Below are 23060 nucleotides of genomic sequence, written 5' to 3'. Positions count from 1 at the left end.
CGGTCGGGTGCATTCATGGGGCCCTACCGGTGTTGCTCGGCGTGGTGACCCCTCCGCCGGGTGACTGATTGGTCATGAAAAAGGATCAGCTGATTACCCGGCGCCGGGCGTTGATCGCCGGCGCCGCGGTCCTGGGGGCTGCCGGGGCGGCGGGCACAGCACGCGTCCTGACCGCCGGCCAGGCCGCGAAGCCGGCGCGGAGTCTCCCGCTCTCCGGCCCCCAGGCGTCCCGCGCCCTCAAACCGTCCGCCTACCGCCTCCAGCCGATCGCCGGGTACGGCCCGCCGCCGAACAGCGCCCACCTGCGGACCCTCGTCCGGCACGAGCCCTTCATGCGCGTGTCCGCGCGTGGCCGCAGCCTGGTGCTGACCTTCGACGACGGCCCCGACCCGCACTACACCCCCGAGATCCTGCGCACCCTGCGCGAGTACGACGTGCACGCCATGTTCTTCGTGTGCGGGGAGATGGCCAACGACAACAAGGACCTGCTGAGCGAGATGGCCGACGACGGGCACATCGTCGGCAACCACACCTGGAGCCATCCGCTGCTGACCAAGCTCTCGCGCTCCGCGATCCGCTCCGAGATCGAGCGCACCAGCAAGGTCATCGAGGAGGCCTACGGAGAGCCGCCGGTCTGGTTCCGCGCGCCGTACGGTGAGTGGAACCGGGCGACGTACCAGATCGGCGCCGAACTCGGCATGGAACCCCTGGCCTGGACGATCGACACGCTCGACTGGTCGATGCCGGGCATCCGTTCGATCGTCGGCGCGGTCGAGAAGGGGGCCGCCCCGGGCGTCGTCGTCCTCTCGCACGACGCGGGCGGTGACCGCTCGCAGAGCGTTCAGGCGCTGCGCGCCTATCTCCCGCATCTGCTGGACTCCGGCTACCACATCACGGTACCGCGCCGGAAATACGCCTAGAAACGAAGGCGGGCCCCGCGCACCGTGCGTCGCGGGGCTTTCGGCCGGGCCGGCCGGCGGGAGGCGAATGGCCTCGCCGACCGGCCTTTCGCCCGCTCTCCCGGGAACGCTCAGCGCACCTCGGACAGACGGGCGAAGACGACCACGTTTCCGTCGTAACCGTGCTGCTTGGAGAAACCGCCTCCGCAGGTGATGACGCGCAATTCGGGAGTGCCCTTGCTGTTGTACACGCGGTCGCCGGGGAAATCCGCCTTCGCGAAGACCTCGATGCCGTAGATCTCGAACACCGCGGTCTTCCCGTCCTTGCGCAGGACCTCGATCCGGTTCCCCTTCTTGAGCGCCCCGAGCCCGTAGAAGACGGCCGGGCCCCGCATGTTGTCGACATGGCCCACGATCACGGCCGTGCCCTTCTCGCCGGGCGAGACCGCGCCGGTGAACCAGCCGGCGAGATTCGGGTCGTCGGGCGGCGGCGCGTCGACCCATCCGTCGATGTCCAGGCCGACCGGCATGACCGGGGCGTCGACGCTGATGGCCGGGATCCGCACCCGGTCGACCACGGAGTACGGCAGGGGGGCCGGCGCGTTCGACAGCGTGCCACCCGGCGTGCGGCTGTCCGCCGCGGCCGCCGAGGCGGGCTGCGGGGGGCCCACGTCGAACTCACCGGAACCATTCCGAATGAGTGCGAGGCCGGTCAGCAGAACAAGCGCTATCACGCCCCAAGGAGCGCGCTTCCTCTGCCGCTCCTCCTCTTCGGCCAGCTCGGACGCAGACATTCGCAATCCCCTCTCGACGCGGCCGTCGCCTCGTCATCCGCGCATATGAGCACGCTAATGGCAGCGGGACCGCCCGGCGACGGGGCGCGGGCGAACGGGTGGCGGGAGGAATGCCCCGTGAGCCATCCGAGTTGCCGTGACCAGGAATTTTCTGACAGTCCGTGACCTGCGGCAATATCCGATTGTGTGGAATTCTTTCGGCGTGTCCTCTCACCAGGACGGACCATTCCCGAAATGCGGCACCGTGCACGGCATCTGAGGGTCTGTCTGGGAGGCGCTTTCTCGCCGATCCACCGGGGACGGTTCCCGGGGCGCCCCCGCGGAGGATCACATGCGTACTACTCGTGCCCTGGCGGTGTCTGCCGCCGCGGTCGCCGCCGTGGGGCTCGCCGCCCCGATGGCCGTGGCGTGGAACACCCCGAGCAACATCGTCGCGATGCCCAGCGTCATCGCCCGCGGCGGCCAGCTCACCGTCACGGTCGACGGGTGCCCGAGGGGAGGCACCATGACCTCGCCCGCGTTCCGGCAGGCGAGGCTCTCGCCGCTGCTGGGCAGCCACAACGAGTCGTCCAGCGGTACGGCCACCATCAACCAGGACGCCCGCCCCGGCTCGTACGACATCACCGTCAACTGCGACGGGACGGGCCCGCTGACCCGCCCGGCCGCCTTCACCGTCATCGGCGGTGTGCGCGGCGGTCTCGGCGGCAGCAGCACCACCGGTGCCACGCCCACCGACATGGCGATCGGCGGCGGCCTGGTGGCCGCGGCGGCCGTCGGCGGCGGGGTGTTCTGGATGCGGCGCAGGTCGGAGCGGCACATCTGACCGTTCCGCGGGCGCGGCGGCCGGTCCCGTCCCCTTCGGAGGCCGGCCCCCGCCGCGCGGAGCGCACGTGACAGCCCTTCGCTCCGGACCCACCTGACAGGGGCCGGGGTGAAGGGCTGTGCCGCCGCGTCAGGACGCGTCGGAGTCGGTGCGCCGGCGGGACAGGTACCAGGCCGCTCCGACGGAACCGGCGATGAGCGCCGTTCCCATCCCGATCTCCTTCAGGTCGAAGCCGCCGACACTGCCGCCGACACCGGCGCGGACACCCCGCTGCAGGGGGACGGGCGTCGGTGTGACCGGCCGGCGGCCGGCGATGGTGAGACCGGTGCTGCCGCTCGCTCCGCCGCACGCGAACGTCACGTCGTACACGGCCCCGGGTCTGGCGTCCCAGTCGACCATGGCGGTGGCCGAGGACTGCCCCGGCGGGATGGTGACGGTGTCGAAGACCCCGGAGGTGACCGTGGCGGTTCCCCTGCACCCGCCGTCCCGCTTCAGGAGGAGCGACACCTGACCGCCCGCGGCGATGGTCGACGGCTGCACGCTGAAGGCGAACGGGGTGATGTTGTGGTCCCCGTCCCCGGCGAGGGCGGCGGGTGCGGTGAAGGTCAGGGCGGTCATGCCCAGCAGTGCGGCCGAAGCGACGCGTATCGCGCGCATGGTGAGCCTCCAGGTCCCCGAGGAGCCTTGCCGCGGACCTTTTCCGCTTGCGCCAGAAATGCACCTCGATGACCGGAACGCTAGGAAAGGGTGACCGGGGGCGCGCTCTCAGTAGCGCGAACGGGGCAATTCTGTGGGCCGTTCGGGGGATGTCGTCCGTGCGGACGGGGGACGGACGCGGCGTGGCGTCCGTCCCCCGTCCGCCGGGTGCCCCCAGGGGGCCGTTACCCGGGAAGCTGCGGGAACAGCGTCGTGAAGGGCTCCGCCGACTCCGTGATCCCACGGCTGTAGGGCGCGTCGAAGTCCCAGATGAGGAAGAGCAGGAAGGCGATCAGGGCCGAGAACAGCCCGGCCAGGATCAGTTCCCGGGCGGTGCGCCGGATCTGCAGCGCGAAGATCATCCCGACCGTGACCACGGCCCCGGTGATCAGCCCGAACCACACCACCCCCGGCATGGTCGCCCCCGTGGAGTCGGCCCGGGCGCTGCGCGCGGTGTCGGCCGCCGTCACCTGGTCGAGGAGGGGCTGGTACGCCTGCGCCTCGAAGTCCGACTTCGGCTGGTAGTCGGTGACGTCGTGCCGGATCCGGTCGAGGAGCCGGCCGCCCTCGGCGGTCACCCGGCCGTGTTCGGCCATGCTCTTCCACTCGGTGGTGACCACGTAGTGGACGTACGCGTCGACGTCACCGCGGATGCGGTCGCGGACGTCGGGCGGGTAGACCCTGACCCGCTCGGAGATCTCGTGCAGGGCCTGCGCCTCCGCCTGCACATGGTCCTGGGCGCCGCCGCGGGCCTCCCAGACACCGGCGATGGCCAGACCGAGAACGATGGCGTACACCACGCCGATCATCATCGTCATGTACTCGATGACGTCCGGGGTCTCGGTGGGGTCCTCGTCCTCGCGGGCCCTGCGATGGCGTACGAGGGTCACGATGAGGACCACGAGGCACGCGGCCGCCATCGCGAGGGCGAGAACAAGCCAATCCGACAAAGTTTGCCTCCAGGGTCAGCGCGGGCGCAGCGCCGCGACGGCGAGCACCGCGGGCGCGGTGATGAGCAGGGTGAACGAGACCAGCGACGGACCGCTGCGGGGCTGGTGCTTGTGCGGCGGGGTGCGGTACGCCGGATAGCTGACCGGGACCGGCACGGGAACGGGGCGCGCGCTCGGTGTCGGTGGGGGCTTCGGCGCGGGTCTCGGCGCCGGGACGGGTGCCGGCCGCGGCGGCAGGGGCCTCGGCTTCGGTGCCGGCGGAGGAGGCGGCGGTGGTGGTGGCGGGGGAGGAGGAGGCGGTACGGGCTTCGGCGCGTGGGTGGGCGGCGGAGGTGGCGTCGGCTTCGGCGGCGGCGGAGGCTTCGGGGGCGGCGGCGGGGTCGGAGTGGGGGTCGGCGGGCAGGGCGGGGTCGGGGCGGGGCACCGGGCGCCGCTCCCGGCGACGGCGACCGCCCCGTCGCCCGCCACGGCCACCGCCCCGCTGCCCGCCACGGCCACCGCGGTGAGCCCGTCGCCGCCCGTCGAGGCGTACGCGCAGGCGTCGGCCGCCGCCGTTCCGCTCGGCGCGCCGACGAGGAGCCAGGTGAGCGCCGTCAGCGCCAAGACGCGTATGACGAGGGCGGATCGGGTCCGCTGGGGTGCGTGCACGACGGAGATCATGAGGCGCGCGGGAGCCGGCCACGCCGGAGTGTCCGGGATTGCCCCCGAAGGGGGTACCTCGGGTTCCCCGTGGTTTGACGTGGGAGGCCGAAAACGGCGGCGTGGGGTCGCACGCGCGCGCGAGTGACGCCGAGCGCGTCACAGGCTTCCGAAAGAAATTTGTGGCCCGTTTGAACACTCCTGCCCCTCCCGCCCGTACCTAGGGCCATGCGCGGCGCTGCAGGGCGCTGCAACACTTATGCGAACAGCGGGAGTTACCAATGAAGACCTCCTGGCGGAGCGCCTCACTCGTAGCGTCAGCTGCGGCCGTGCTGGCGCTCACGACGGCGTGTGGTCAGGAACAGGGCACCCCTTCGACGGGCACTCAGAACGTGGGTGCCACCGCCGCGGCGGGCGGTTACGGAACGAGCGCCACCGCCGGTGCGGGCAATGGTTACGGAGCCGATTCCAACCAGAGCGCCGCCGCCAAGCCGGAAGTCGCGGGGCAGCTCACCGTGACGGAAAGCGTCAAGCTCGGCAAGGTGCTGACCGACGGCGCCGGATTCACTCTCTACCGCTTCGACAAGGACACCGCCGAACCGCCGAAGTCGTCCTGTGACGGCGCCTGCGCGACCGCGTGGCCGCCCGTGCCCGCCGACGGTGCCGAGGCCGCCACCGGCGTCGACAAGGCGCTGCTCGGCGAGGTCACCCGGACCGACGGCACGAAGCAGCTCACCATAGGCGGCTGGCCCATGTACCGGTTCGCCAAGGACACCAAGGCCGGTGACACCAACGGCCAGGGTGTGGGCGGTACTTGGTTCGCCTCGGCGCCCAACGGCAAGAAGGCCACGCTGGCCGCCCTGCCCGGTCTGTCGGTCCGCCACGACTCGAAGCTCGGCGACATCGTCATCGACAAGAACGGCATGACCGTCTACCGCTTCATGAAGGACCAGGCCTGGCCCGTCTCGAAGTCGGCCTGCACGGGCGCCTGCCTGGAGAAGTGGCCCGCGGTCGCTCCGGTCACCGCGAGCGACACCAAGGGCGTCAAGAAGAAGGGCCTGATGGGCTTCACCCGCCCGGACGGTGTGAAGCAGATGACGGTCAACTGCTGGCCGATCTACACTTTCTCCGGTGACAGCGCTCCGGGTGACACCAACGGTCAGGGCGTGGGCGGCACGTGGTACGCCGTCTCGCCCGACGGAAAGCCGGTCGGCGCGGCCAAGTAGGGCATCGACTCCCCACGGTCGATCAGTTCGACGGCATCGACTCCCCACGGTCGATCGGTTCGCCCGAACAGTTCCCAACGCGCCGCCAAGGGTCCGCCCCCTCCGCACGGAGGGGGCGGACCCTTGTGCGCGTCCCGGCGCGGGCGAGGCGTTCCGGCCGTCGCCGGAACGTGAAAGATCCCGGCGACGGCCCGGATGTGAAAGAACGACGCGGACCCGTCGGCCACTTGGCCACGCTTCGTGACCCCGCGGAGCTTTTTGGAAGGCTTCGGAGTGATTTCGCAACGGCGGTGAGTGGCGGGCGCGCGATACGTTCGCAGATGCCAATTGGGCACGTGCCCGGGGCAGTGACCGGGAACGGACGGTCAATTTCCGTTTTGACTCGCCCCTTTGGCGGGCGATCAGTAGCCTCTGCTCGAACACCGGATCGTCCACGTCGTCGCCTACGCCTTGGAGAGATAGATGGAGCGTCCCGCCTGGGCCCCACGCAGCATTGACATCTCAGTGCCGAGCGTGTCCCGGATCTACGACTATTACCTGGGCGGTTCGCACAACTTCGAGGTAGACCGGGAAGCGGCGCGCAAGGCGATGGAGTTCATGCCGGGCCTTCCCAAGGTCATGCAGGCGAACCGGGCGTTCATGCGCCGGGCCGTCCGTTTCGCGGCCGACGAGGGTATCGACCAGTTCCTCGACATCGGGTCCGGCATCCCGACGTTCGGCAACGTCCACGAGATCGCCCAGCGCGCCAGGCCCGGCGCACGGGTCGTGTACGTCGACCACGATCCGGTTGCCGTCGCACACAGCGAGGCCGTGCTGCGGGACAACGAGGACGCGGGCGTCGTCGCCGCGGATCTGCTCAAGCCCCAGGAAATCCTGGTGAGCGCCCAGGTTCAGCGGCTGATCGACCTGAACCGGCCGGTCGCACTGCTTCTCGTTGCCATACTTCACTTCGTGGAAGACGCGGACGACCCCTACCGGGCAGTGGCCGAACTGCGCGACGCCCTCGCGCCGGGAAGCATGCTCGTCGTCACGCACGCCGCGTTCGAGGGAATTCCGCTCTCCCGGGAGCAGGCCGAGGGCGCGGTCGACGTCTACAAGAACATCCGCAACCCGCTGATCATGCGCACGCGCGAGGAGATCGCGCGGTTCTTCGAGGGGTACGACATGGTGGAACCCGGACTGGTGCCGATGCCGGAATGGCGGCCCGACACGGCACCCGAGGACGAGGATCCTTATTCGTTCTCCGCGTTCGGCGGCGTGGGACGCACGGCGTGACCGCCGAGCCGGACGGGCCGGAGGACAGACTGCGCCGGTTCGCGACGATCTGGAGCCGCGCGGTGTTCCCGGTCACCTCCACCTCGCTGACCCGGCCCGAGTTCGAGGAACAACTGCTCCCGCTCGCAAGGCGGTTGAGTGAGGCACTGCGGGCGAGGAACTTCGAGGCGGCAGCGGGGCGGACCGTCGGCGCCGCACTCGTCGCCGCGCACTGCACCGACCCCGAGGCCCTCAGCCGGGCCCTCGACTGCGTCGACGCCTACCTGGTGCTCTACTGCGGCGAGGACGGGCCCCGGGAGGCGCTGCGGACCCGCTCCGCGCGACTCCAGCACGCCATGGCCGCCGGGTACGCCGGGGCGTTGCGCGAGCGCACCCTCGCCGAACAACAGGCCATCTCGCAGGCCGCGTTGACCGCGCGCAGCGCCGTCGCCGAGGCGCTGCACGACAGCGAGGCCCGCTTCCGCGCGGTCTTCGAGGGTGCGGCCATAGGCATCGGCATCGCCGACCTCGACGGCAACATCCTCCAGGTCAACGGAGCCCTGCTGCGCATGTTCGGCGGCTCCGAACAGACCATGCGCGGCCGCAAGGTCCCGGAGTGGACGCACGCCGAGGACGCTCCTCAAGTATGGCGGCTGTACGAGGAGTTGGTGCGCGGCCAGCGCGAGCACTACCACGTGGAGAAGGCCTTCTACCGTCCTGACGGCACCGCCCTGTGGACCAACCTGACGGTCTCGCTGCTGCGTGACGCGGACGGCGAACCCCAGTACCAGCTGGCGCTGATGGAGGACACCACCGAGCGGCGCCTGCTCAATCTGCGGCTGCGTTACGAGGCGACGCACGACGCGCTCACCGGACTGCCCAACCGGACCCTGTTCTTCGAGCGCCTGGAGAAGGCGCTGGCCGCGGGCGAGGGCCAGCGCTTCGGTCTGTGCTACCTCGACCTCGACGGCTTCAAGACCATCAACGACAGCCTCGGGCACGCGGCCGGCGACCGGCTGCTCGTCGAGGTCGCCGACCGCCTCCAGTCCTGCGCCACCGCCCCCGGCGAGATGGTCGCCCGGCTCGGCGGCGACGAGTTCGTGGCCCTCACCACCGGCCCGGACACCGAGCGCGAGGTCGACGAACTGGCCGGGCGCATCATGAACGCGCTCGTGACCCCGATCAGGGTCGACGGCCGCGACCTGACCGTCCGGGGCAGCGTCGGCATCGTCGAGGGCCCGGCCGGAGAACGCGGCGCCGCCGAGGTGCTGCGCAGCGCCGACATCACGATGTACCGGGCCAAGTCCGCGGGCGGCAACCGCTTCGAGCTGGCCGACCCCGAGGCCGACGCCCGCGCGATCACCCGCAACGGCCTCACCACCGCGCTGCCCGCCGCCCTGGACCGGGGCGAGTTCTTCATCGAGTACCAGCCGCTGGTGCACCTCGGCGACGGCACTGTGCAGGGCGCGGAGGCACTGGTGCGCTGGCTGCACCCGCAGCACGGCGTCCTCGGCCCCGACCGTTTCATCCCGCTCGCCGAGCACACCGGACTCATCGTGCCGCTCGGCCGCTGGGTCCTGGAGCAGTCGGTGCGCCAGGCTCGCACCTGGCAGGAACGGAACTCCGGCGCGGGCCCGCTCCGGGTCAACGTCAATCTGTCGCCGTGCCAGCTGACCCATCCCGGTCTGGTCCAGGACACGGTCGACATCCTGGAACGCGAAGGTCTCGACGCCCGGGCGCTGTGCCTGGAGGTCACCGAGTCCGCGCTGATCGGCGCCGACGACGACCTGCTCAAACCGCTGCGCAGGCTCGCCGAGATGGGCGTCGACATCGCCCTCGACGACTTCGGCACCGGCTACTCGAACCTCGCCAACCTCCGCCGTCTGCCGGTCAGCATCCTCAAGCTGGACCGGTCCTTCACCCAGGGCATGCAGCAGTTCCCGGCGGATCCGGTCGACCTGAAGATCGTGGAGGGCATCGTCTCCCTCGCCCACAGTCTCGACCTCGCGGTCACGGTCGAGGGCGTGGAGACCGGCGCCCAGGCCGAACAGCTGCGGATACTGGGCTGCGACACCGCCCAGGGCTGGTACTACGCCCGCCCGGGTCCGCCGGAGCGGCTGCACGAACTGGCACTGGTCGACGCGGTCGGCTGAACGGCGTCGCACGGCCCGGCCTCCCCACACGGAGGCCGTGCCGCGCCGCCCGGCCGACGGCGTGCCGCCCGGCCGGAGGGCCAGCCTCTGGCCGGACGACCTGCCACCCGGGCGGGGTGTCGCGGTGGGCCGCGTGGCAAGCGCTGCTACGACTGGCTCGGCGGGCGGCCTTGCTACGACTTGCCCGGCGTGCGAGATCCGCCCACCGTGACTCGCTCGGCGTGCAAGATCCATCGCGGCCCACCCGGCGTACGGGCGCCGCCGTGACCGTCCGGCGCCCCGGCTCGGGCCACTCCCCGGCCGGGTCGTCCGGCCGGTCGTCGGCCATGTCCGGCGGAGCGTTGCCGCGTACGGTCCGCGTCCCGCGATCGGGGGATCCGTTCCCGGGACGCCTCGCGCGCCCGGGGCTCCGTATGCCTCACTGACAGAACGCACCTCTCACAGATGGAGCCGAGACGGATGAGCACGGAACTTCAGGGCAAGACCGCCGTCGTCACCGGGGCCAGCAAGGGCATCGGGCTCGCGGTCACGGAGGCGCTGGCAGGCGCGGGCGCGACGGTGATCGCCGGGTCCCGTGGCACGTCCGAGGGCCTCGACGCCCTGGTCGGGAAGGGGAACGTCACCTGGGTGCCGGTCGACCTCGCCGAACCCGACGCCGCGGGCCGGCTGACCGAGGCGGCGGGCGGGCGGATCGACGTCCTGGTCAACAACGTGGGTTCGGCCCCCGCCCGTACCGGCGGTTTCCTGTCGGTGACCGACGAGGAGTGGCGGCGCACGGTCGATCTGAACCTGCTCGCGGCCGTACGGGTCACCCGTGCGGCCCTGCCCACGATGCTGGCCGCCGGGCAGGGTTCGGTCGTGACGATCGGCTCGGTCAACGCGACCCTGCCCGACCCGCTGGTGATCGATTACAGCGCGGGCAAGGCGGCCCTGGTCGCCTTCTCCAAGGCGCTGTCGAAGGAGGTCGGCCCGAAGGGCATCCGGGTCAACACCGTGAGCCCCGGTCCGGTGGAGACCGACCTGTGGCTCGGTGGCGGGGGAGTGGCCGCGACGGTCTCGGCCGCCGCCGGGCTGACCCCCGACGACGTGGTCGCCCAGGCCTCCGGCGCGACCGTCACCGGCCGCTTCTCCAAGCCCTCCGAGGTGGCCGACCTGGTTCTCTTCCTCGCCGGGGACCGCTCGCGCAACATCACCGGCAGCGACTTCATCATCGACGGAGGCTTCATCCCGACGTGGTGAACCCGAAAGGGTGAATCCTGACCTGGTGATCCACGAGCGGTGCGGCACCCACGGTGAACCGGGCCGGGCGGTGAACCGCTCACCGTGCTGTGCCGTGCGCCCGGCCCGGCCCTGCGTCAGCGTTCCAGCAGCATCCGCTGAAGCTCTCGGGCCGCCCGGGGCGGAGCCACATCGCTGCGGTGCGCCAGCGCGATCGTCCGCTCCAGACCGGGCCGGGCCAGCGGGGTCACCCGCAGACCCGCCCCGGACCGGGCGGCCACCATGCGCGGTACGACGGCCACGCCGAGGCCCGCCCGGACGAAGCCGAGGACCGCGTCCATCTCGCCGCCCTCGACCGCGAAGTCGGGTTCGAAGCCCTCGGCGCGGCAGGCGGCGACGGTCAGTTCCCGCAGGTCGTAGCCGTGCCGGAACATCACCAGACGCTCGCCCTCCAGATCGGCGACGCGCACCGTGCGGTGGCTGCCGCCCCCGCCCGGCACCGGGGCCTCCGGCGACGACACCACGACCAGGTCCTCGCGCAGCAGCTCCACCGTGGTCAGCGCGGGGGACGGGCTGGGCAGGGGCAGCACGACCAGGGCGAGGTCGAGCGCGCCGCGCGCGAGCTCCCGTACGAGATCGTGCGAGCCACCCTCCTCGATCAGCAGCCGGATGCCCGGATAGCGGTCGTGGAACGCGCGCAGCACGTCCGGCAGCAGGCCCGTGCACAGGCTCGGGGTCGCGCCGAGCCGCACCCGGCCGCTGCGGAGGTGGGCGAGTTCCTGCACTTCCTGCCGGGCTGTGTCCGCGTCGGCGAGGATGCGCCGGGCCAGCGGCAGCAGCGCCTCGCCCGCGTCGGTCAGCGTGATGTTCCCGCGTGCCCGCAGGAAGAGATCCGCCCCCAGCTCCCGCTCCAGCGCCTTGATCTGCTGGGACAACGAGGGCTGCGCGACATGCACCAGCTCGGCGGCCCGGGTGAAATGCCGGGCCTCCGCGACGGCCACGAAGTACTGGAGCTGTTGGAACTGCACCCCTCGACGATAGCTCACACCTATGGAAACGAGCCGGACCATGTCTTGGACTGATCGGTTCCCCACGCCCTAGCGTTCTGTCCCATGGCTTTGGCAACGCGGACGGACCGACGGCCGTCCATGGCACGCACCGTGTGGGACAGCTCCGTCGGCAAGAAGACCGTGATGGCCGTCAGCGGCCTGATCATGCTGCTCTACCTGGTCGTCCACATGATCGGGAATCTGAAGATCTACTTCGGCGCGGCCGAGTTCAACCACTACGCCCACTGGCTGCGCACCGTCGGCGAACCCTTCATGCACTACGAGTGGACGCTGTGGCTCGTCCGCGTGGTGCTGGTCGCCGCCGTGGTCGCCCACGCCACGTCCGCGTACCAGCTCAGCCGCCGTGACATCAGGGCGCGGCCCAGCAAGTACGCGCACAAGAAGCGCGGCGCGAGCTATGCGACCCGCACGATGCGCTGGGGCGGGATCATCCTCGGCCTGTTCATCGTCTGGCACATCCTCGACCTGACCACCGGCACGGTGCACCCCGGCGGCTTCCAGGAGGGTCACCCCTACCAGAACGTCGTGGACACCTTCTCCACCTGGTACGGCGACGTCGTCTACATCGTCGCGATGCTCGCGCTCGGCCTGCACATCCGGCACGGCTTCTGGAGCGCCGCCCAGACCCTCGGGGCCGGCAGCCGCACCCGCGACCGCGCACTGAAGACCATCGCGAACATCCTCGCGCTGCTGCTCACGGCGGGCTTCATCGCCGTACCCGTGGGCGTCATGACCGGAGTGGTGAGCTGAAATGACCGCTGAATACGCCCACTTCACGACCGGGGAGCCGGTCGCCGACACCAAGGCACCCGCCGGCCCGGTCAACGAGCGCTGGGACAAACGCCGTTTCGAAGCCAAGCTGGTCAACCCGGCCAACCGGCGCAAGCACACGGTGATCGTCGTCGGCACCGGACTCGCGGGCGGCTCCGCGGGCGCCACGCTCGCCGAACAGGGCTACCACGTCGTCCAGTTCTGCTACCAGGACTCTCCGCGCCGTGCCCACTCGATCGCCGCCCAGGGCGGTATCAACGCGGCGAAGAACTACCGCAACGACGGCGACTCCGTGCACCGGCTCTTCTACGACACCGTCAAGGGCGGCGACTTCAGGGCGCGCGAGTCCAACGTCCACCGTCTGGCGCAGATCTCGGTCGAGATCATCGACCAGTGCGTCGCCCAGGGCGTGCCCTTCGCGCGTGAGTACGGCGGCCTGCTCGACACCCGTTCCTTCGGCGGCGTCCAGGTCTCCCGCACCTTCTACGCCCGCGGCCAGACCGGCCAGCAACTCCTGCTCGGCGCCTACCAGGCGCTGTCCCGGCAGATCGCCGCCGGCAACATCGAGATGCACCCGCGCACCGAGATGCTCGACCTGATCGTGGTCGACGGGAAGGCCCGCGGCATCGTCGCCCGCGACCTGATCACCGGCAGGATCGACACGTACTACGCGGACGCCGTGGTCCTGGCGAGCGGCGGCTACGGCAACGTCTTCTACCTCTCGACGAACGCCATGAACTCCAACGCCACCGCGATCTGGCGGGCCCACCGGCGCGGCGCGTACTTCGCCAACCCCTGCTTCACCCAGATCCACCCCACCTGCATCCCGCGCACCGGCGACCACCAGTCGAAACTGACGCTGATGAGCGAGTCGCTGCGCAACGACGGCCGGATCTGGGTCCCCAAGGCGCACGGCGACACCCGCCCGCCGAACGAGATCCCCGAGGACGAGCGCGACTACTACCTGGAGCGGATCTACCCGTCCTTCGGCAACCTCGTCCCCCGCGACATCGCCTCCCGCGCCGCCAAGAACGTCTGCGACGAGGGCAGGGGAGTGGGCCCCGGCGGACAGGGCGTCTACCTCGACTTCGCGGACGCCGTCCGGCGCATGGGCCGCGAGGCGGTCGAGGAGAAGTACGGCAACCTCTTCGACATGTACGCCCGGATCACCGCCGAGGACCCGTACACCGTGCCGATGCGGATCTACCCCGCCGTGCACTACACGATGGGCGGACTGTGGGTCGACTACGACCTCCAGACCACCGTCCCCGGCCTGTTCGCCGTCGGCGAGGCCAACTTCTCCGACCACGGCGCGAACCGGCTGGGCGCCTCCGCTCTCATGCAGGGGCTCGCCGACGGCTACTTCGTCCTGCCGTCGACGATCAACGACTATCTCGCCCGCAACCCGCACCGCTCCACCGACGACGACCTGAACGACGAACACCCCGCGGTGCAGGAGGTGCTGGCCGAGACCGAGGACCGGCTGAGGCTCCTGCTCGCCGTCGACGGCGACCGCACCCCCGACTCCTTCCACCGCGAACTCGGCGAACTCATGTGGGAGTTCTGCGGCATGGCCCGCAGCGAGAGCGGGCTGCGCAAGGCCCTGGAACGCATCCCGCAGATCCGCGAGGAGTTCTGGCGGCGCATCAAGGTGCCCGGCAGCGGCGAGGAGTTCAACCAGTCCCTGGAGAAGGCCAACCGGATCGTCGACTACCTCGAACTCGCCGAGCTGATGTGCCTCGACGCGCTCCACCGCGCCGAGTCCTGCGGCGGCCACTTCCGCGAGGAGTCCCAGACCCCGGACGGCGAGGCGGCCCGGCGGGACGCGGAGTTCTCGTACGCGGCCGCCTGGGAGTTCACCGACACCGGCGCCGCGCCCGTCCTGCACAAGGAAGACCTGGTCTTCGAGTACGTCCACCCCACCCAGCGGAGCTACGCATGAAGCTCACCCTGCGCGTCTGGCGGCAGAAGAACGCCGACGCCGACGGAGCGATGTCCACGTACGAGGTGGACGGCATCTCGGCCGACATGTCCTTCCTGGAGATGCTCGACACCGTCAACGAGGAGCTCATCCTCAGCGGCGACGACCCCGTCGCCTTCGACCACGACTGCCGCGAGGGCATCTGCGGCGCGTGCAGCCTGGTCATCAACGGCGACGCGCACGGACCCGAGCGCACCACCACCTGCCAGCTCCACATGCGCTCCTTCCACGACGGCGACACGATCGACATCGAGCCGTGGCGGGCCGCCGCCTTCCCGGTCGTGAAGGACCTCGTGGTCGACCGCTCCGCCTTCGACCGGATCATCCAGGCCGGCGGCTACATCACCGCGCCGACCGGCGCCGCGCCCGAGGCGCACGCCACGCCCGTCCCCAAGCCCGACGCCGACTTCGCCTTCGAGCACGCCGAGTGCATCGGCTGCGGCGCCTGCGTGGCGGCCTGCCCGAACGGCGCCGCGATGCTGTTCACCTCGGCCAAGGTCAACCACCTGAACACGCTGCCGCAGGGCGCCCCCGAGCGGGAGACCCGGGTGCTCGACATGGTGGCGCGGATGGACGACGAGGGCTTCGGCGGCTGCACGCTGACGGGGGAGTGCGCGACCGCCTGCCCGAAGGGCATCCCGCTGTTCTCCATCACCAGCATGAACAAGGAGTGGCTGCGAGCCACCCGCCGAGCGGGCAAGCGTTAGGCACAAAGTCGTTCGCCGTACGGTGCGGACGGGCGGGACCGGGTGTGGTGCTCACGCCCCGGTCCCGTCTCGCTTTTCGGGTCACCCCTGTCATTCAACATCCTCACATCCGCCCTCCTGGCACTGGTCACGCGCACGCCAACCGGCGTCGGAAGAACAGGAGCGCGCAGACCGTTCGGATCCGGCCTGCCTCCCCCGAGCAATCGAATCCGTTCGAGCAGGGGGTACCCCCTCCGCCGAACCGGCCCGTGACCAGGAGAGTGCCATGACCGGCGTTTCCACCCTCGACAGCCCGCCCCAGCCCGTCACCCCCACCCGCTACACCGTCACCCTGGCCACCGACGAGGCCGATGTCCGGGCCGCACAGCGGCTCCGCCACGAGGTCTTCGCCGGGGAGATGGGCGCCCTCCTGAACACCCCGCAGCCCGGCCTCGACATCGACGCCTTCGACGCCTACTGCGACCACCTGCTGGTCCGCGACACCGAGACCGGCCAGGTCGTCGGCACCTACCGGCTGCTGCCGCCCGAGCGCGCCGCGATCGCCGGACGACTCTACTCGGAGAGCGAGTTCGACCTCGGGCCGCTGGCCGGAATCCGCTCCGGGCTGGTCGAGGTCGGCCGCTCCTGCGTCCACCCCGACCACCGCGACGGCGCGGTCATCGGCCTGATCTGGGCCGGGATAGCCCGTTACATGATCGACGGCGGTCACGAATGGCTCGCCGGCTGCTGCTCCATACCGCTCGCCGACGGCGGCATGGTCGCCGCGGGCACCTGGGACCAGGTCCAGGCCAAGCACCTGGCGCCGGAGGAGTTCCGCGTCCGCCCGATGCTGCCCTGGAGCGCGGAGGGCGTCGCCCGCCCGGCCCGCACCGAACTGCCCCCGCTGCTGCGCGGCTATCTGCGCCTGGGCGCCTGGGTGTGCGGCGAGCCCGCGCTCGACGCGGACTTCGGTGTCGCCGACATGTACGTGCTGCTGTCGATGAGCCGGGTCAACCCGCGCTACCTCCGTCACTTCCTCTCGCTCGTCCCCGCCTGATGAGTACGCCCCGCACCGGAGCGCCCCGTCTCACGGTCGTCCGCCGCCCCCGCCTCGCCGGCGGGGGAACGGCGGTGCTCCCCGGAGCCGTCCCCGCGCCACGGCGGCCCGCCGCCGGCCCCGTCCAGGGGGCCAGCGCCTGGCTGCCCACCGCTCCCTGCTCGCCGCGCGGCTGCGTGGAGTCCGTACGGCCCTGGACGGGTGTACCGCGCGCCGTCCTGCGGCTGACCGGACTCCTGGTCGTGGTCGTCCTCGGGGTCGCCCTGATCCCGCTGGTGGGACGGCTGCGGGCACAACGGCGCGACCGGTGGATCCGCCGCTGGTGCCTCGCCGTGGTGCACACGGCCGGGGTCCGCACACGGATCACCGGAGCCGCCCGGCCCACCGGGGGAGTGCTGATCGTGGCCAACCACATCTCGTGGCTGGACATCCCGCTGCTCGCCGCGGTCCGCCCCGCGCGGATGGTCGCCAAGACCGAGGTGCGCGGCTGGCCCGTGGTCGGCGTGCTGGCGGCCCGCGGCGGCACCCTCTTCATCGACCGCGACCGGCTGCGCGCCCTGCCCGGCACGGTGGAGCGGATCGCCGGGACCCTGCGCGGCGGCTCGGCCGTCGCCGCCTTCCCCGAGGGCAGCACCTGGTGCGGCCGGGCCCAGGGGCGCTACCGCCGGGCCCTCTTCCAGGCCGCGCTGGACGCGGGTGTGCCGGTCCAGCCGGTGCGCATCCGGTACCGGTTCGCCGACGGAGCGGCGAGCACCGCGCCCGCCTTCGTCGGCGAGGACTCGCTGCTCGCCTCGCTGTGGAGGGTGGTGTCGGCGCGCGGCCTGGTGGCCGAGATCGGCCTGCGGCCGCCGCTCGCAGTCGGCACCCACACCGACCGACGCGCCCTGGCCGAAGCGGCACAGGCGACGGACACCACCCCGGTTCACGCTCCGGGGCGCATCTCTGGGATCCGGAGGTGAGCCGCGTCGGTTCATGTTCCGGGGCGCGTCTCTGAGATCCGGAGGTGAGCCACCCCTGTTCACGCCCTGGGGCGCACATCTGGGATCCGGAGGTGAGCCGCGCCGGCTCGTGTTCCGGGGCGCGTCTCCGAGATCCGGAGGCGGTGCCGTACCGCCTCGCCGTCCGGGCCCCACCTCCGAGATCCGAGGGTGGGGCCCGGACGGCCTCACACTCCGGGGCGCGCGCCCGGGATCCGGGCGGTGCCGCCCCGGTTCACGGCCGGCACGTACGCCTGAAATCCCGTCGGTGCCAGCCCAGTTGCCCCGGTTCACCTCCGCGGCGTCCTCCTGACGCTCAGGGGTTCGCGTCAGCGGAGCCGGCCGAGTGCTCGTGCGAGGTAGGGCGCCGTCCGGCCCGCCCCCGTCGCCACTCGGTCGGGTGGCCCGGCGGCCACGATCCGGCCGCCCTCGTCACCCCCGCCGGGGCCGAGGTCGATGACCCAGTCGGCGCCCGCCACGACCGCCATGTCGTGCTCCACCACCACGACGGTGTGGCCGGCGTCCACCAGTTCGTGCAACTGGCCCATCAGCACCTCGACATCGGCCGGATGCAGTCCCGTCGTGGGCTCGTCGAGCAGATAGAAGGTGTGCCCCCGGCGGACCCGCTGCAACTCGCTCGCCAATTTGATGCGCTGGGCCTCGCCGCCCGACAACTCCGTGGCGGGCTGGCCGAGTCGCAGATAGCCGAGGCCGACATCGAGCAGGGTGCCGAGGCTCCGCGCCACGGCCGGAGTGTCCGTCTCGGCGAAGAAACGCGCCGCCGCCTCGACCGTCAGATCCAGGATCTGCGCGATGTTCCGTCCCCGGTACGTCACTTCGAGCGTCTCGGGGTTGTACCGCGCGCCGCCGCAGTCCGGGCACGGGGCGTACGTACTGGGCAGGAACAGCAGCTCCACACTGACGAAGCCCTCGCCCTGACAGGTCTCGCAGCGCCCCCCGGCCACATTGAAGGAGAACCGCCCCGCACCGTAGCCGCGAGCCCTCGCCTCCTCGGTGGTGGCGAACACCTTGCGCACGACGTCGAACAACCCTGTGTAGGTGGCGAGATTGGAGCGGGGGGTACGGCCGATGGGCTTCTGGTCGACACCGACCAGCCGGCCGACCCCGGCCAACTCCTCCGTCAACTCGCCGATCAGCGTGGACTTCCCGGAGCCGGAGACCCCGGTGACCGCGGTGAGCACACCGAGCGGGAATTCGGCGGTGACCCCGCGCAGATTGTGCCGCGTGACCGGTCCGACCCTCACCTGTCCACGGGGCGGGCGCACCGGTCGCGCCGGCGCGGGCGAGCGGTCGAACAGGAAGCGGGCCGTCGCGGACTCCCGTACCTCCTCCAGGCCGGCGACCGGGCCGCAGTACAGGACCCGCCCGCCGTGCTCCCCGGCACGCGGGCCCACGTCGACCAGCCAGTCCGCGCCGCGCACGACATCGAAGTGGTGCTCCACGACGAACACCGAGTTGCCCGCCGCCTTCAGCCGCTCCAGTACGGTGAGCAGAGCCTCCGTGTCGGCCGGGTGCAGTCCGGCGGACGGCTCGTCGAGGACGTAGACCACACCGAAGAGTCCGGAACGCAACTGCGTTGCCAGCCGCAGCCGTTGGAGTTCGCCCGCCGAGAGGGTGGGGGTGGCCCGGTCGAGGCTGAGGTAGCCGAGTCCGAGCTCGACGACGGGCGCGATACGGGAAGTGAGGTCCTCGGTCAGCACACGGGCCGTCTCCGACTCTCCCGTGAGGGACTTCGCGAGCTCGACCAGCGGCAGCGCGGCCAGTTCGGCGATGGTCCGCCCCCCGAACGTCACCGCCAGCGCCTCGGGCCGCAGCCTGCTCCCGCCGCACACCGGACAGGGAGCGGCGGCGAGGAACCGCTCCGCCTTCGTCCGCAGGCCGGCGCTCTTCGTATCCGAGAATGTCTTGAGGACATAGCGCCGGGCGCTCATGTACGTGCCCTGGTAAGGGCGTTGGATGCGGTCGGCCTCGCGCACCGGGTGCACGGTGACGACCGGCTGCTCGTCGGTGAACAGGATCCACTCCCGTTCCTCGGCGGACAGTTCGCGCCAGGGCCGGTCCACGTCGTACCCGAGCGTGTCGAGGATGTCGCGCAGGTTCTTGCCCTGCCAGGCCCCCGGCCAGGCGGCGATGGCGCCGTCGCGGATCGACAGGGACGCATCGGGGACGAGCAACTCCTCCGTCGTCCGGTGCACTTGGCCGAGACCGTGGCACTCGGGGCACGCCCCGGCCGCCGTGTTCGGCGAGAACGCGTCCGAGTCGAGGCGCTCGGCGCCCGCCGGATACTCACCCGCGCGTGAGAACAGCATCCGCAGCGAGTTGGACAGATTCGTGACCGTGCCCACGGACGAGCGCGAGGTCGGCGCCGACCTGCGCTGCTGAAGGGACACCGCGGGCGGCAGCCCGGTGATCTCCCCGACCTTCGGCGCCCCCACCTGATGAATCAGCCGCCGCGCGTACGGCGCGACCGACTCGAAATACCGCCGCTGCGCCTCCGCGTAGATCGTCCCGAACGCCAGCGACGACTTCCCGGACCCCGACACACCGGTGAACACCACCAGACGGTCCCGAGGGATGTCGACGTCCACACCCCGCAGATTGTGCTCCCGCGCCCCGCGAACGCGGACACAGGATTCGTGCGGGCGGCCGTCGGGGCTGGGCATCGGCGGGACTCCTGGGGGCGGCCCGGGACCGCGGGCCGGTGGGCCGCGGCCCGGACGTCGGTGAGGTGCGGGGCAAACCCCACGATTCTAGGCCGCGGTCGCTCACGCGACCCGGGCGAGGCGCTCACAGCGGTCCCGGGCGAGGCGCGGGCAGGGGCCCCGGAGGGCGGTCCGACCGGGTTGGGAGCCACCGGGAGGGCGGACTCGTCCGCCTTCGGTCACGACGGCACGTTCTCCAGGTCCAGGAGCTGTCGCTTGCGCTCCAGGCCGCCGGCGTAGCCGGTGAGGGCGCCGCTGGCGCCGATTACGCGGTGGCAGGGGCGGACGATCAGCAGCGGGTTCGCCCCGATCGCCGTACCGACGGCACGGACCGCGGCCCTGGACGCGCCGATCCGCGCGGCGACCTCCCCGTAGCTGAGCGTGGTGCCGTACGGGATGGCCTCCAGGGCCTGCCAGACGCGGCGCTGGAAGTCGCTTCCGCTCGTCACGTACTCGATGTCGAAGGCGGTCAGCCGGCCGTCGAAGTACGAGCGCAGCTGGGGGACGATCTCCCGGAAGGCGTCCGCGTCCTCGCGCCAGCCGTCCTGGACGACCGCGCCGTACTTCTGGTCCGGCACGGACAGCGCGGCGAGCGCCGTGCCGTCCTTCGCGGTGGCCGACTCCTCACCCACCAGCAGCAGTCGGCCGAGCGGGCTGTCCATGGTCGTGTAGACCGTCATCGGTCCGGTCCTTTCCGAGGTCTCACAGCGTGTTCACCCTCAACAGTGCGCCCCGCGCGGCATTCCGTCCGGCGGGATTCGGACAGAGCGCTGAGCGGTCGCTACGGGAACGTCGTACACGCGTGGTCCCGGCCTGTTGAGGTCGCGCCGGGGGCGGTACGGGCACACGATCGAAGTCGACCACTCCGCACGGCCCAGGAGTCCACATGGTCTGGATCCCGCAGATCCCCGACCTCGTCGACCGGCTCGGCGCCGCCGAGCTCGCCGAGGCGCTGCGCGACCCGGCGTCGGCCACCGTACCCGTCGCCCTCGACGACCCGGAGGCGGGCCGGATCAGCGGTGTGGGTGTCCTGGCCGCCTGGCTGGCCGTGCAGGACACCTGGCGGGCCGAGCGGAAGGTGGACATCGAGGAGATCGCCACCACGCTCGGCGGGGGGCGTGCCGTCGGTGAATGGGTCGTGCACCTGGAGGGCCCGGAGGGCGGGCGCATCGGGCTGCCCGTGGCCGCCGCCGTGGACCCGGCCTCGACCCTGCCGGTGCGGGTCCATCACTCCCGGCTGCCGCTGCTCGGACGGCATGTCGTGCGCCGCCCGATGGTGCCGCCGGACCCGCGGGCACACGCTTCCGACGTGGTGGGCGCCTACCTGGCCGCCCTCTACGCGGGGGACACGGCGGCCGTCGTCGCCGCCTTCGCGCCGGACGGTTCCTTCCGCGGGCCGGCCGATGACGCGTACCGGCACAGCGGGACCGAGGAGCTGACCGAGCTCTACGACGCCTTCTTCGCCGCGGGCGGCGGCATCCCGCTCAAGCTGTGCACGGTGACCGAGGACGGCACCCGCAGCGCGTTCGAGTACATCTGCGACCGCTGGGGCGACGCCCATCTGCCGCCGCAGCCCGGCCTCGCGGTGTGCGCCCGGGGCGGTGATGGCCTGATCGCGTCGGCGCGGGTGTACGACGACGTGGAAGCCCCGGTGGAGTAGGTCTGTCGGGCGCCCGAGACGGGCAGGGACCTGTCCTCGGATCTCCCCACCCCCACCCCCACCGGCAGCGAGAGCAGGAGTGAGCATGCAGTACGTGAAACTGGGTTCGACGGGTCTGGACGTCTCCCGGATCTGCCTGGGCTGCATGAGTTTCGGCATCCCCGACCGGGGCGCCCACGAATGGACCCTCGACGAGGAGGCCTCGCGCCCGTTGATCCGCCAGGCCCTGGAGGCCGGGATCACCTTCTTCGACACGGCGAACGTGTACTCGGACGGCACCAGCGAGGAGATCGTCGGACGGGCGCTCGCCGAGTTCGCGCGCCGCGACGAGATCGTCATCGCCAGCAAGGTCAACGGCGCGATGCACGAGGGGCCCAACGGCCGCGGTCTGTCCCGCAAGGCGATCATGACGGAGATCGACAACAGTCTGCGCCGCCTCGGCACCGACTACGTCGACCTCTACCAGATCCACCGCTTCGACCGCCGTACCCCCGTCGAGGAGACGATGGAGGCCCTGCACGACGTGGTCAAGGCGGGCAAGGCCCGCTACATCGGGGCGAGTTCGATGTACGCGTGGGAGTTCTCCAAGGCCCAGTACACCGCGACGCTGCACGGCTGGACCCGGTTCGTGTCCATGCAGAACCACTACAACCTCCTCTACCGCGAGGAGGAGCGCGAGATGCTGCCGCTCTGCGCCGACCAGGGCGTCGGCGTCCTGCCGTGGAGTCCGCTCGCCCGCGGCCGGCTCACCCGCGACTGGGACACGGCCACCGCGCGCAGCCGCAACGACGCGTTCGGCCGGAACCTGTACCGGGACGGAGACCGCGAGATCGTCGACGCGGTCGCCCGCATCTCCGCCGAGCGTGCGGTGCCGCGCGCCAGGATCGCGCTCGGCTGGCTGCTGCGGCCCGGCACGGTCACCGCGCCCATCGTCGGCGCCACCAAGCCGTCGCACATCGAGGACGCGGTCGCCTCGCTCGACGTGGAGCTCTCGGACAAGGAGATCGAGGAGATGGAAGCGCCCTACACACCCCGGGCGATCAGCGGTCACTGACGATCATGATCCGGCACGCCGCCGTCGGCGGTGTGCCGCGACGGCACCGCGCGCTGTCGGCGAGGAGTCGGGAGACCGATGGCCCGGCGACAGGAATTCCGTGCGGAAAGGTGCTCGGATGAGCGCGTGAGAGCGCTCCCATTGTGGAGACTTCGGACGGACGGCGGATCCTTCGGTTTCCGAATTCCTTTTAGCGCGGGCTTGACTGACGTTCGGTCAATATCCGGGGCGGCAGCGCATTAAAGGAAAATCAGGGATCGCTTGTTCCCGCTCGTCGCCCTGTGCAAAAGTGTGCGTTGTCGGCGTGCAGACAATATTGGCTTCGTTCTGCGCGCGTGCGGCGCGCCCGCTCCCCCTCGCCCGAAAGGGCTGTCAGAGGTGGTCGTTCGCGGCGTCACCCCCCATGGGTAGACCCTCCGGCTCCGTCGG

General features: G+C 71.3%; 20 protein-coding genes. 13 read left to right on the top strand and 7 right to left on the bottom strand.

What is annotated here, in order from left to right; all coding sequences use genetic code 11:
* The first annotated feature begins 74 nt into the window (after window positions 1-74).
* The gene (locus ACIQRL_RS30635; protein ID WP_401337593.1) at window positions 75-920 is read left to right on the top strand and encodes a polysaccharide deacetylase family protein; all 846 of its coding nucleotides are present in this window, start codon (window positions 75-77) and stop codon (window positions 918-920) included.
* 110 nt (window positions 921-1030) lie between these two features.
* Here ACIQRL_RS30635 and ACIQRL_RS30630 read toward each other — a convergent pair whose 3' ends face one another.
* Window positions 1031-1693: a class F sortase gene (locus tag ACIQRL_RS30630; protein ID WP_401337591.1), complete on the bottom strand. Its 663-nt coding sequence runs from the start codon at window positions 1691-1693 to the stop codon at window positions 1031-1033.
* A gap of 331 nt (window positions 1694-2024) precedes the next feature.
* On the opposite strand from ACIQRL_RS30630, the gene ACIQRL_RS30625 reads away from it, so the two are divergent.
* Entirely contained in the window at window positions 2025-2516 is a 492-nt protein-coding gene (locus ACIQRL_RS30625) for a hypothetical protein (protein WP_401337589.1), read from the top strand.
* A 129-nt stretch (window positions 2517-2645) separates the two neighbouring features.
* On the opposite strand, the gene ACIQRL_RS30620 is transcribed toward ACIQRL_RS30625, so the two are convergent.
* The 3 genes from ACIQRL_RS30620 to ACIQRL_RS30610 form a co-directional block, all read right to left on the bottom strand.
* Complete coding sequence (locus ACIQRL_RS30620) at window positions 2646-3173, bottom strand: hypothetical protein (RefSeq protein ID WP_401337587.1); 528 nt, start codon at window positions 3171-3173, stop codon at window positions 2646-2648.
* Window positions 3174-3397: 224 nt separating this feature from the next.
* The gene (locus ACIQRL_RS30615) at window positions 3398-4162 is read right to left on the bottom strand and encodes a hypothetical protein (RefSeq protein WP_401337585.1); all 765 of its coding nucleotides are present in this window, start codon (window positions 4160-4162) and stop codon (window positions 3398-3400) included.
* A 15-nt stretch (window positions 4163-4177) separates the two neighbouring features.
* Window positions 4178-4810: a hypothetical protein gene (locus ACIQRL_RS30610; RefSeq protein ID WP_401337583.1), complete on the bottom strand. Its 633-nt coding sequence runs from the start codon at window positions 4808-4810 to the stop codon at window positions 4178-4180.
* Between the two features lie 272 nt (window positions 4811-5082).
* Here ACIQRL_RS30610 and ACIQRL_RS30605 point away from each other — a divergent pair, with 272 nt between their 5' ends.
* The 4 genes from ACIQRL_RS30605 to ACIQRL_RS30590 all read left to right on the top strand — a co-directional run bounded on the left by ACIQRL_RS30605 (window position 5083) and on the right by ACIQRL_RS30590 (window position 10673).
* Complete coding sequence (locus tag ACIQRL_RS30605) at window positions 5083-6027, top strand: SCO0930 family lipoprotein (RefSeq protein WP_401337581.1); 945 nt, start codon at window positions 5083-5085, stop codon at window positions 6025-6027.
* A gap of 462 nt (window positions 6028-6489) precedes the next feature.
* Window positions 6490-7302 carry an SAM-dependent methyltransferase gene (locus tag ACIQRL_RS30600; protein ID WP_401337579.1) on the top strand — a complete coding sequence of 271 codons (813 nt, stop codon included), beginning with the start codon at window positions 6490-6492 and terminating at the stop codon, window positions 7300-7302.
* Window positions 7299-9434: a putative bifunctional diguanylate cyclase/phosphodiesterase gene (locus ACIQRL_RS30595; RefSeq protein ID WP_401337577.1), complete on the top strand. Its 2136-nt coding sequence runs from the start codon at window positions 7299-7301 to the stop codon at window positions 9432-9434. The genes ACIQRL_RS30600 and ACIQRL_RS30595 overlap by 4 nt, the downstream gene beginning before the upstream one ends.
* Before the next feature lie 459 nt (window positions 9435-9893).
* The gene (locus tag ACIQRL_RS30590) at window positions 9894-10673 is read left to right on the top strand and encodes an oxidoreductase (protein WP_401337575.1); all 780 of its coding nucleotides are present in this window, start codon (window positions 9894-9896) and stop codon (window positions 10671-10673) included.
* A 116-nt stretch (window positions 10674-10789) separates the two neighbouring features.
* On the opposite strand, the gene ACIQRL_RS30585 is transcribed toward ACIQRL_RS30590, so the two are convergent.
* Window positions 10790-11680, bottom strand: a complete 891-nt coding sequence (locus ACIQRL_RS30585) for a LysR family transcriptional regulator (protein ID WP_401337573.1) — start codon at window positions 11678-11680, stop codon at window positions 10790-10792.
* A 120-nt stretch (window positions 11681-11800) separates the two neighbouring features.
* Between ACIQRL_RS30585 and ACIQRL_RS30580 the strand changes: the two genes are divergently transcribed.
* The 5 genes from ACIQRL_RS30580 to ACIQRL_RS30560 all read left to right on the top strand — a co-directional run bounded on the left by ACIQRL_RS30580 (window position 11801) and on the right by ACIQRL_RS30560 (window position 17176).
* Entirely contained in the window at window positions 11801-12472 is a 672-nt protein-coding gene (locus ACIQRL_RS30580) for a succinate dehydrogenase (protein ID WP_401337571.1), read from the top strand.
* A 1-nt stretch (window position 12473) separates the two neighbouring features.
* On the top strand, window positions 12474-14435 hold the full coding sequence (locus ACIQRL_RS30575; RefSeq protein WP_401337569.1) for a fumarate reductase/succinate dehydrogenase flavoprotein subunit: 1962 nt from the start codon (window positions 12474-12476) through the stop codon (window positions 14433-14435).
* The gene (locus ACIQRL_RS30570; RefSeq protein ID WP_401337567.1) at window positions 14432-15181 is read left to right on the top strand and encodes a succinate dehydrogenase/fumarate reductase iron-sulfur subunit; all 750 of its coding nucleotides are present in this window, start codon (window positions 14432-14434) and stop codon (window positions 15179-15181) included. The genes ACIQRL_RS30575 and ACIQRL_RS30570 overlap by 4 nt, the downstream gene beginning before the upstream one ends.
* A 265-nt stretch (window positions 15182-15446) precedes the next feature.
* Window positions 15447-16217, top strand: a complete 771-nt coding sequence (locus ACIQRL_RS30565; RefSeq protein WP_401337566.1) for a GNAT family N-acetyltransferase — start codon at window positions 15447-15449, stop codon at window positions 16215-16217.
* Window positions 16217-17176 carry a lysophospholipid acyltransferase family protein gene (locus ACIQRL_RS30560; protein WP_401337564.1) on the top strand — a complete coding sequence of 320 codons (960 nt, stop codon included), beginning with the start codon at window positions 16217-16219 and terminating at the stop codon, window positions 17174-17176. Before ACIQRL_RS30565 ends, ACIQRL_RS30560 begins: the two co-directional genes overlap by 1 nt.
* Window positions 17177-17523: 347 nt before the next feature.
* On the opposite strand, the gene ACIQRL_RS30555 is transcribed toward ACIQRL_RS30560, so the two are convergent.
* Window positions 17524-19878: an ATP-binding cassette domain-containing protein gene (locus tag ACIQRL_RS30555; RefSeq protein ID WP_401337562.1), complete on the bottom strand. Its 2355-nt coding sequence runs from the start codon at window positions 19876-19878 to the stop codon at window positions 17524-17526.
* Window positions 19879-20096: 218 nt separating this feature from the next.
* On the bottom strand, window positions 20097-20597 hold the full coding sequence (locus ACIQRL_RS30550) for a methylated-DNA--[protein]-cysteine S-methyltransferase (protein ID WP_401337560.1): 501 nt from the start codon (window positions 20595-20597) through the stop codon (window positions 20097-20099).
* A gap of 206 nt (window positions 20598-20803) precedes the next feature.
* On the opposite strand from ACIQRL_RS30550, the gene ACIQRL_RS30545 reads away from it, so the two are divergent.
* Window positions 20804-21577, top strand: a complete 774-nt coding sequence (locus ACIQRL_RS30545; RefSeq protein WP_401337558.1) for a nuclear transport factor 2 family protein — start codon at window positions 20804-20806, stop codon at window positions 21575-21577.
* Between the two features lie 85 nt (window positions 21578-21662).
* Window positions 21663-22631 carry an aldo/keto reductase gene (locus tag ACIQRL_RS30540; protein WP_401337556.1) on the top strand — a complete coding sequence of 323 codons (969 nt, stop codon included), beginning with the start codon at window positions 21663-21665 and terminating at the stop codon, window positions 22629-22631.
* Window positions 22632-23060: the final 429 nt, after the last annotated feature.

It is taken from the genome of Streptomyces sp. NPDC091209, from assembly GCF_044757755.1.
Lineage (GTDB): Bacteria > Actinomycetota > Actinomycetes > Streptomycetales > Streptomycetaceae > Streptomyces.
The sequence above is the reverse complement of the archived record's forward strand: the minus strand, read 5'-3'. Positions and strand labels throughout refer to the sequence as shown.

Bases quoted from the DNA above. Each gene is read 5' to 3' on its own strand.
- ACIQRL_RS30635 (WP_401337593.1), top strand. From the start codon at position 75: ATGAAAAAGGATCAGCTGATTACCCGGCGCCGGGCGTTGATCGCCGGC.
- ACIQRL_RS30630 (WP_401337591.1), bottom strand. From the start codon at position 1,693: ATGTCTGCGTCCGAGCTGGCCGAAGAGGAGGAGCGGCAGAGGAAGCGC.
- ACIQRL_RS30625 (WP_401337589.1), top strand. From the start codon at position 2,025: ATGCGTACTACTCGTGCCCTGGCGGTGTCTGCCGCCGCGGTCGCCGCC.
- ACIQRL_RS30620 (WP_401337587.1), bottom strand. From the start codon at position 3,173: ATGCGCGCGATACGCGTCGCTTCGGCCGCACTGCTGGGCATGACCGCC.
- ACIQRL_RS30605 (WP_401337581.1), top strand. From the start codon at position 5,083: ATGAAGACCTCCTGGCGGAGCGCCTCACTCGTAGCGTCAGCTGCGGCC.
- ACIQRL_RS30600 (WP_401337579.1), top strand. From the start codon at position 6,490: ATGGAGCGTCCCGCCTGGGCCCCACGCAGCATTGACATCTCAGTGCCG.
- ACIQRL_RS30590 (WP_401337575.1), top strand. From the start codon at position 9,894: ATGAGCACGGAACTTCAGGGCAAGACCGCCGTCGTCACCGGGGCCAGC.
- ACIQRL_RS30580 (WP_401337571.1), top strand. From the start codon at position 11,801: ATGGCACGCACCGTGTGGGACAGCTCCGTCGGCAAGAAGACCGTGATG.
- ACIQRL_RS30575 (WP_401337569.1), top strand. From the start codon at position 12,474: ATGACCGCTGAATACGCCCACTTCACGACCGGGGAGCCGGTCGCCGAC.
- ACIQRL_RS30570 (WP_401337567.1), top strand. From the start codon at position 14,432: ATGAAGCTCACCCTGCGCGTCTGGCGGCAGAAGAACGCCGACGCCGAC.
- ACIQRL_RS30565 (WP_401337566.1), top strand. From the start codon at position 15,447: ATGACCGGCGTTTCCACCCTCGACAGCCCGCCCCAGCCCGTCACCCCC.
- ACIQRL_RS30560 (WP_401337564.1), top strand. From the start codon at position 16,217: ATGAGTACGCCCCGCACCGGAGCGCCCCGTCTCACGGTCGTCCGCCGC.
- ACIQRL_RS30555 (WP_401337562.1), bottom strand. From the start codon at position 19,878: ATGCCCAGCCCCGACGGCCGCCCGCACGAATCCTGTGTCCGCGTTCGC.
- ACIQRL_RS30550 (WP_401337560.1), bottom strand. From the start codon at position 20,597: ATGACGGTCTACACGACCATGGACAGCCCGCTCGGCCGACTGCTGCTG.
- ACIQRL_RS30545 (WP_401337558.1), top strand. From the start codon at position 20,804: ATGGTCTGGATCCCGCAGATCCCCGACCTCGTCGACCGGCTCGGCGCC.
- ACIQRL_RS30540 (WP_401337556.1), top strand. From the start codon at position 21,663: ATGCAGTACGTGAAACTGGGTTCGACGGGTCTGGACGTCTCCCGGATC.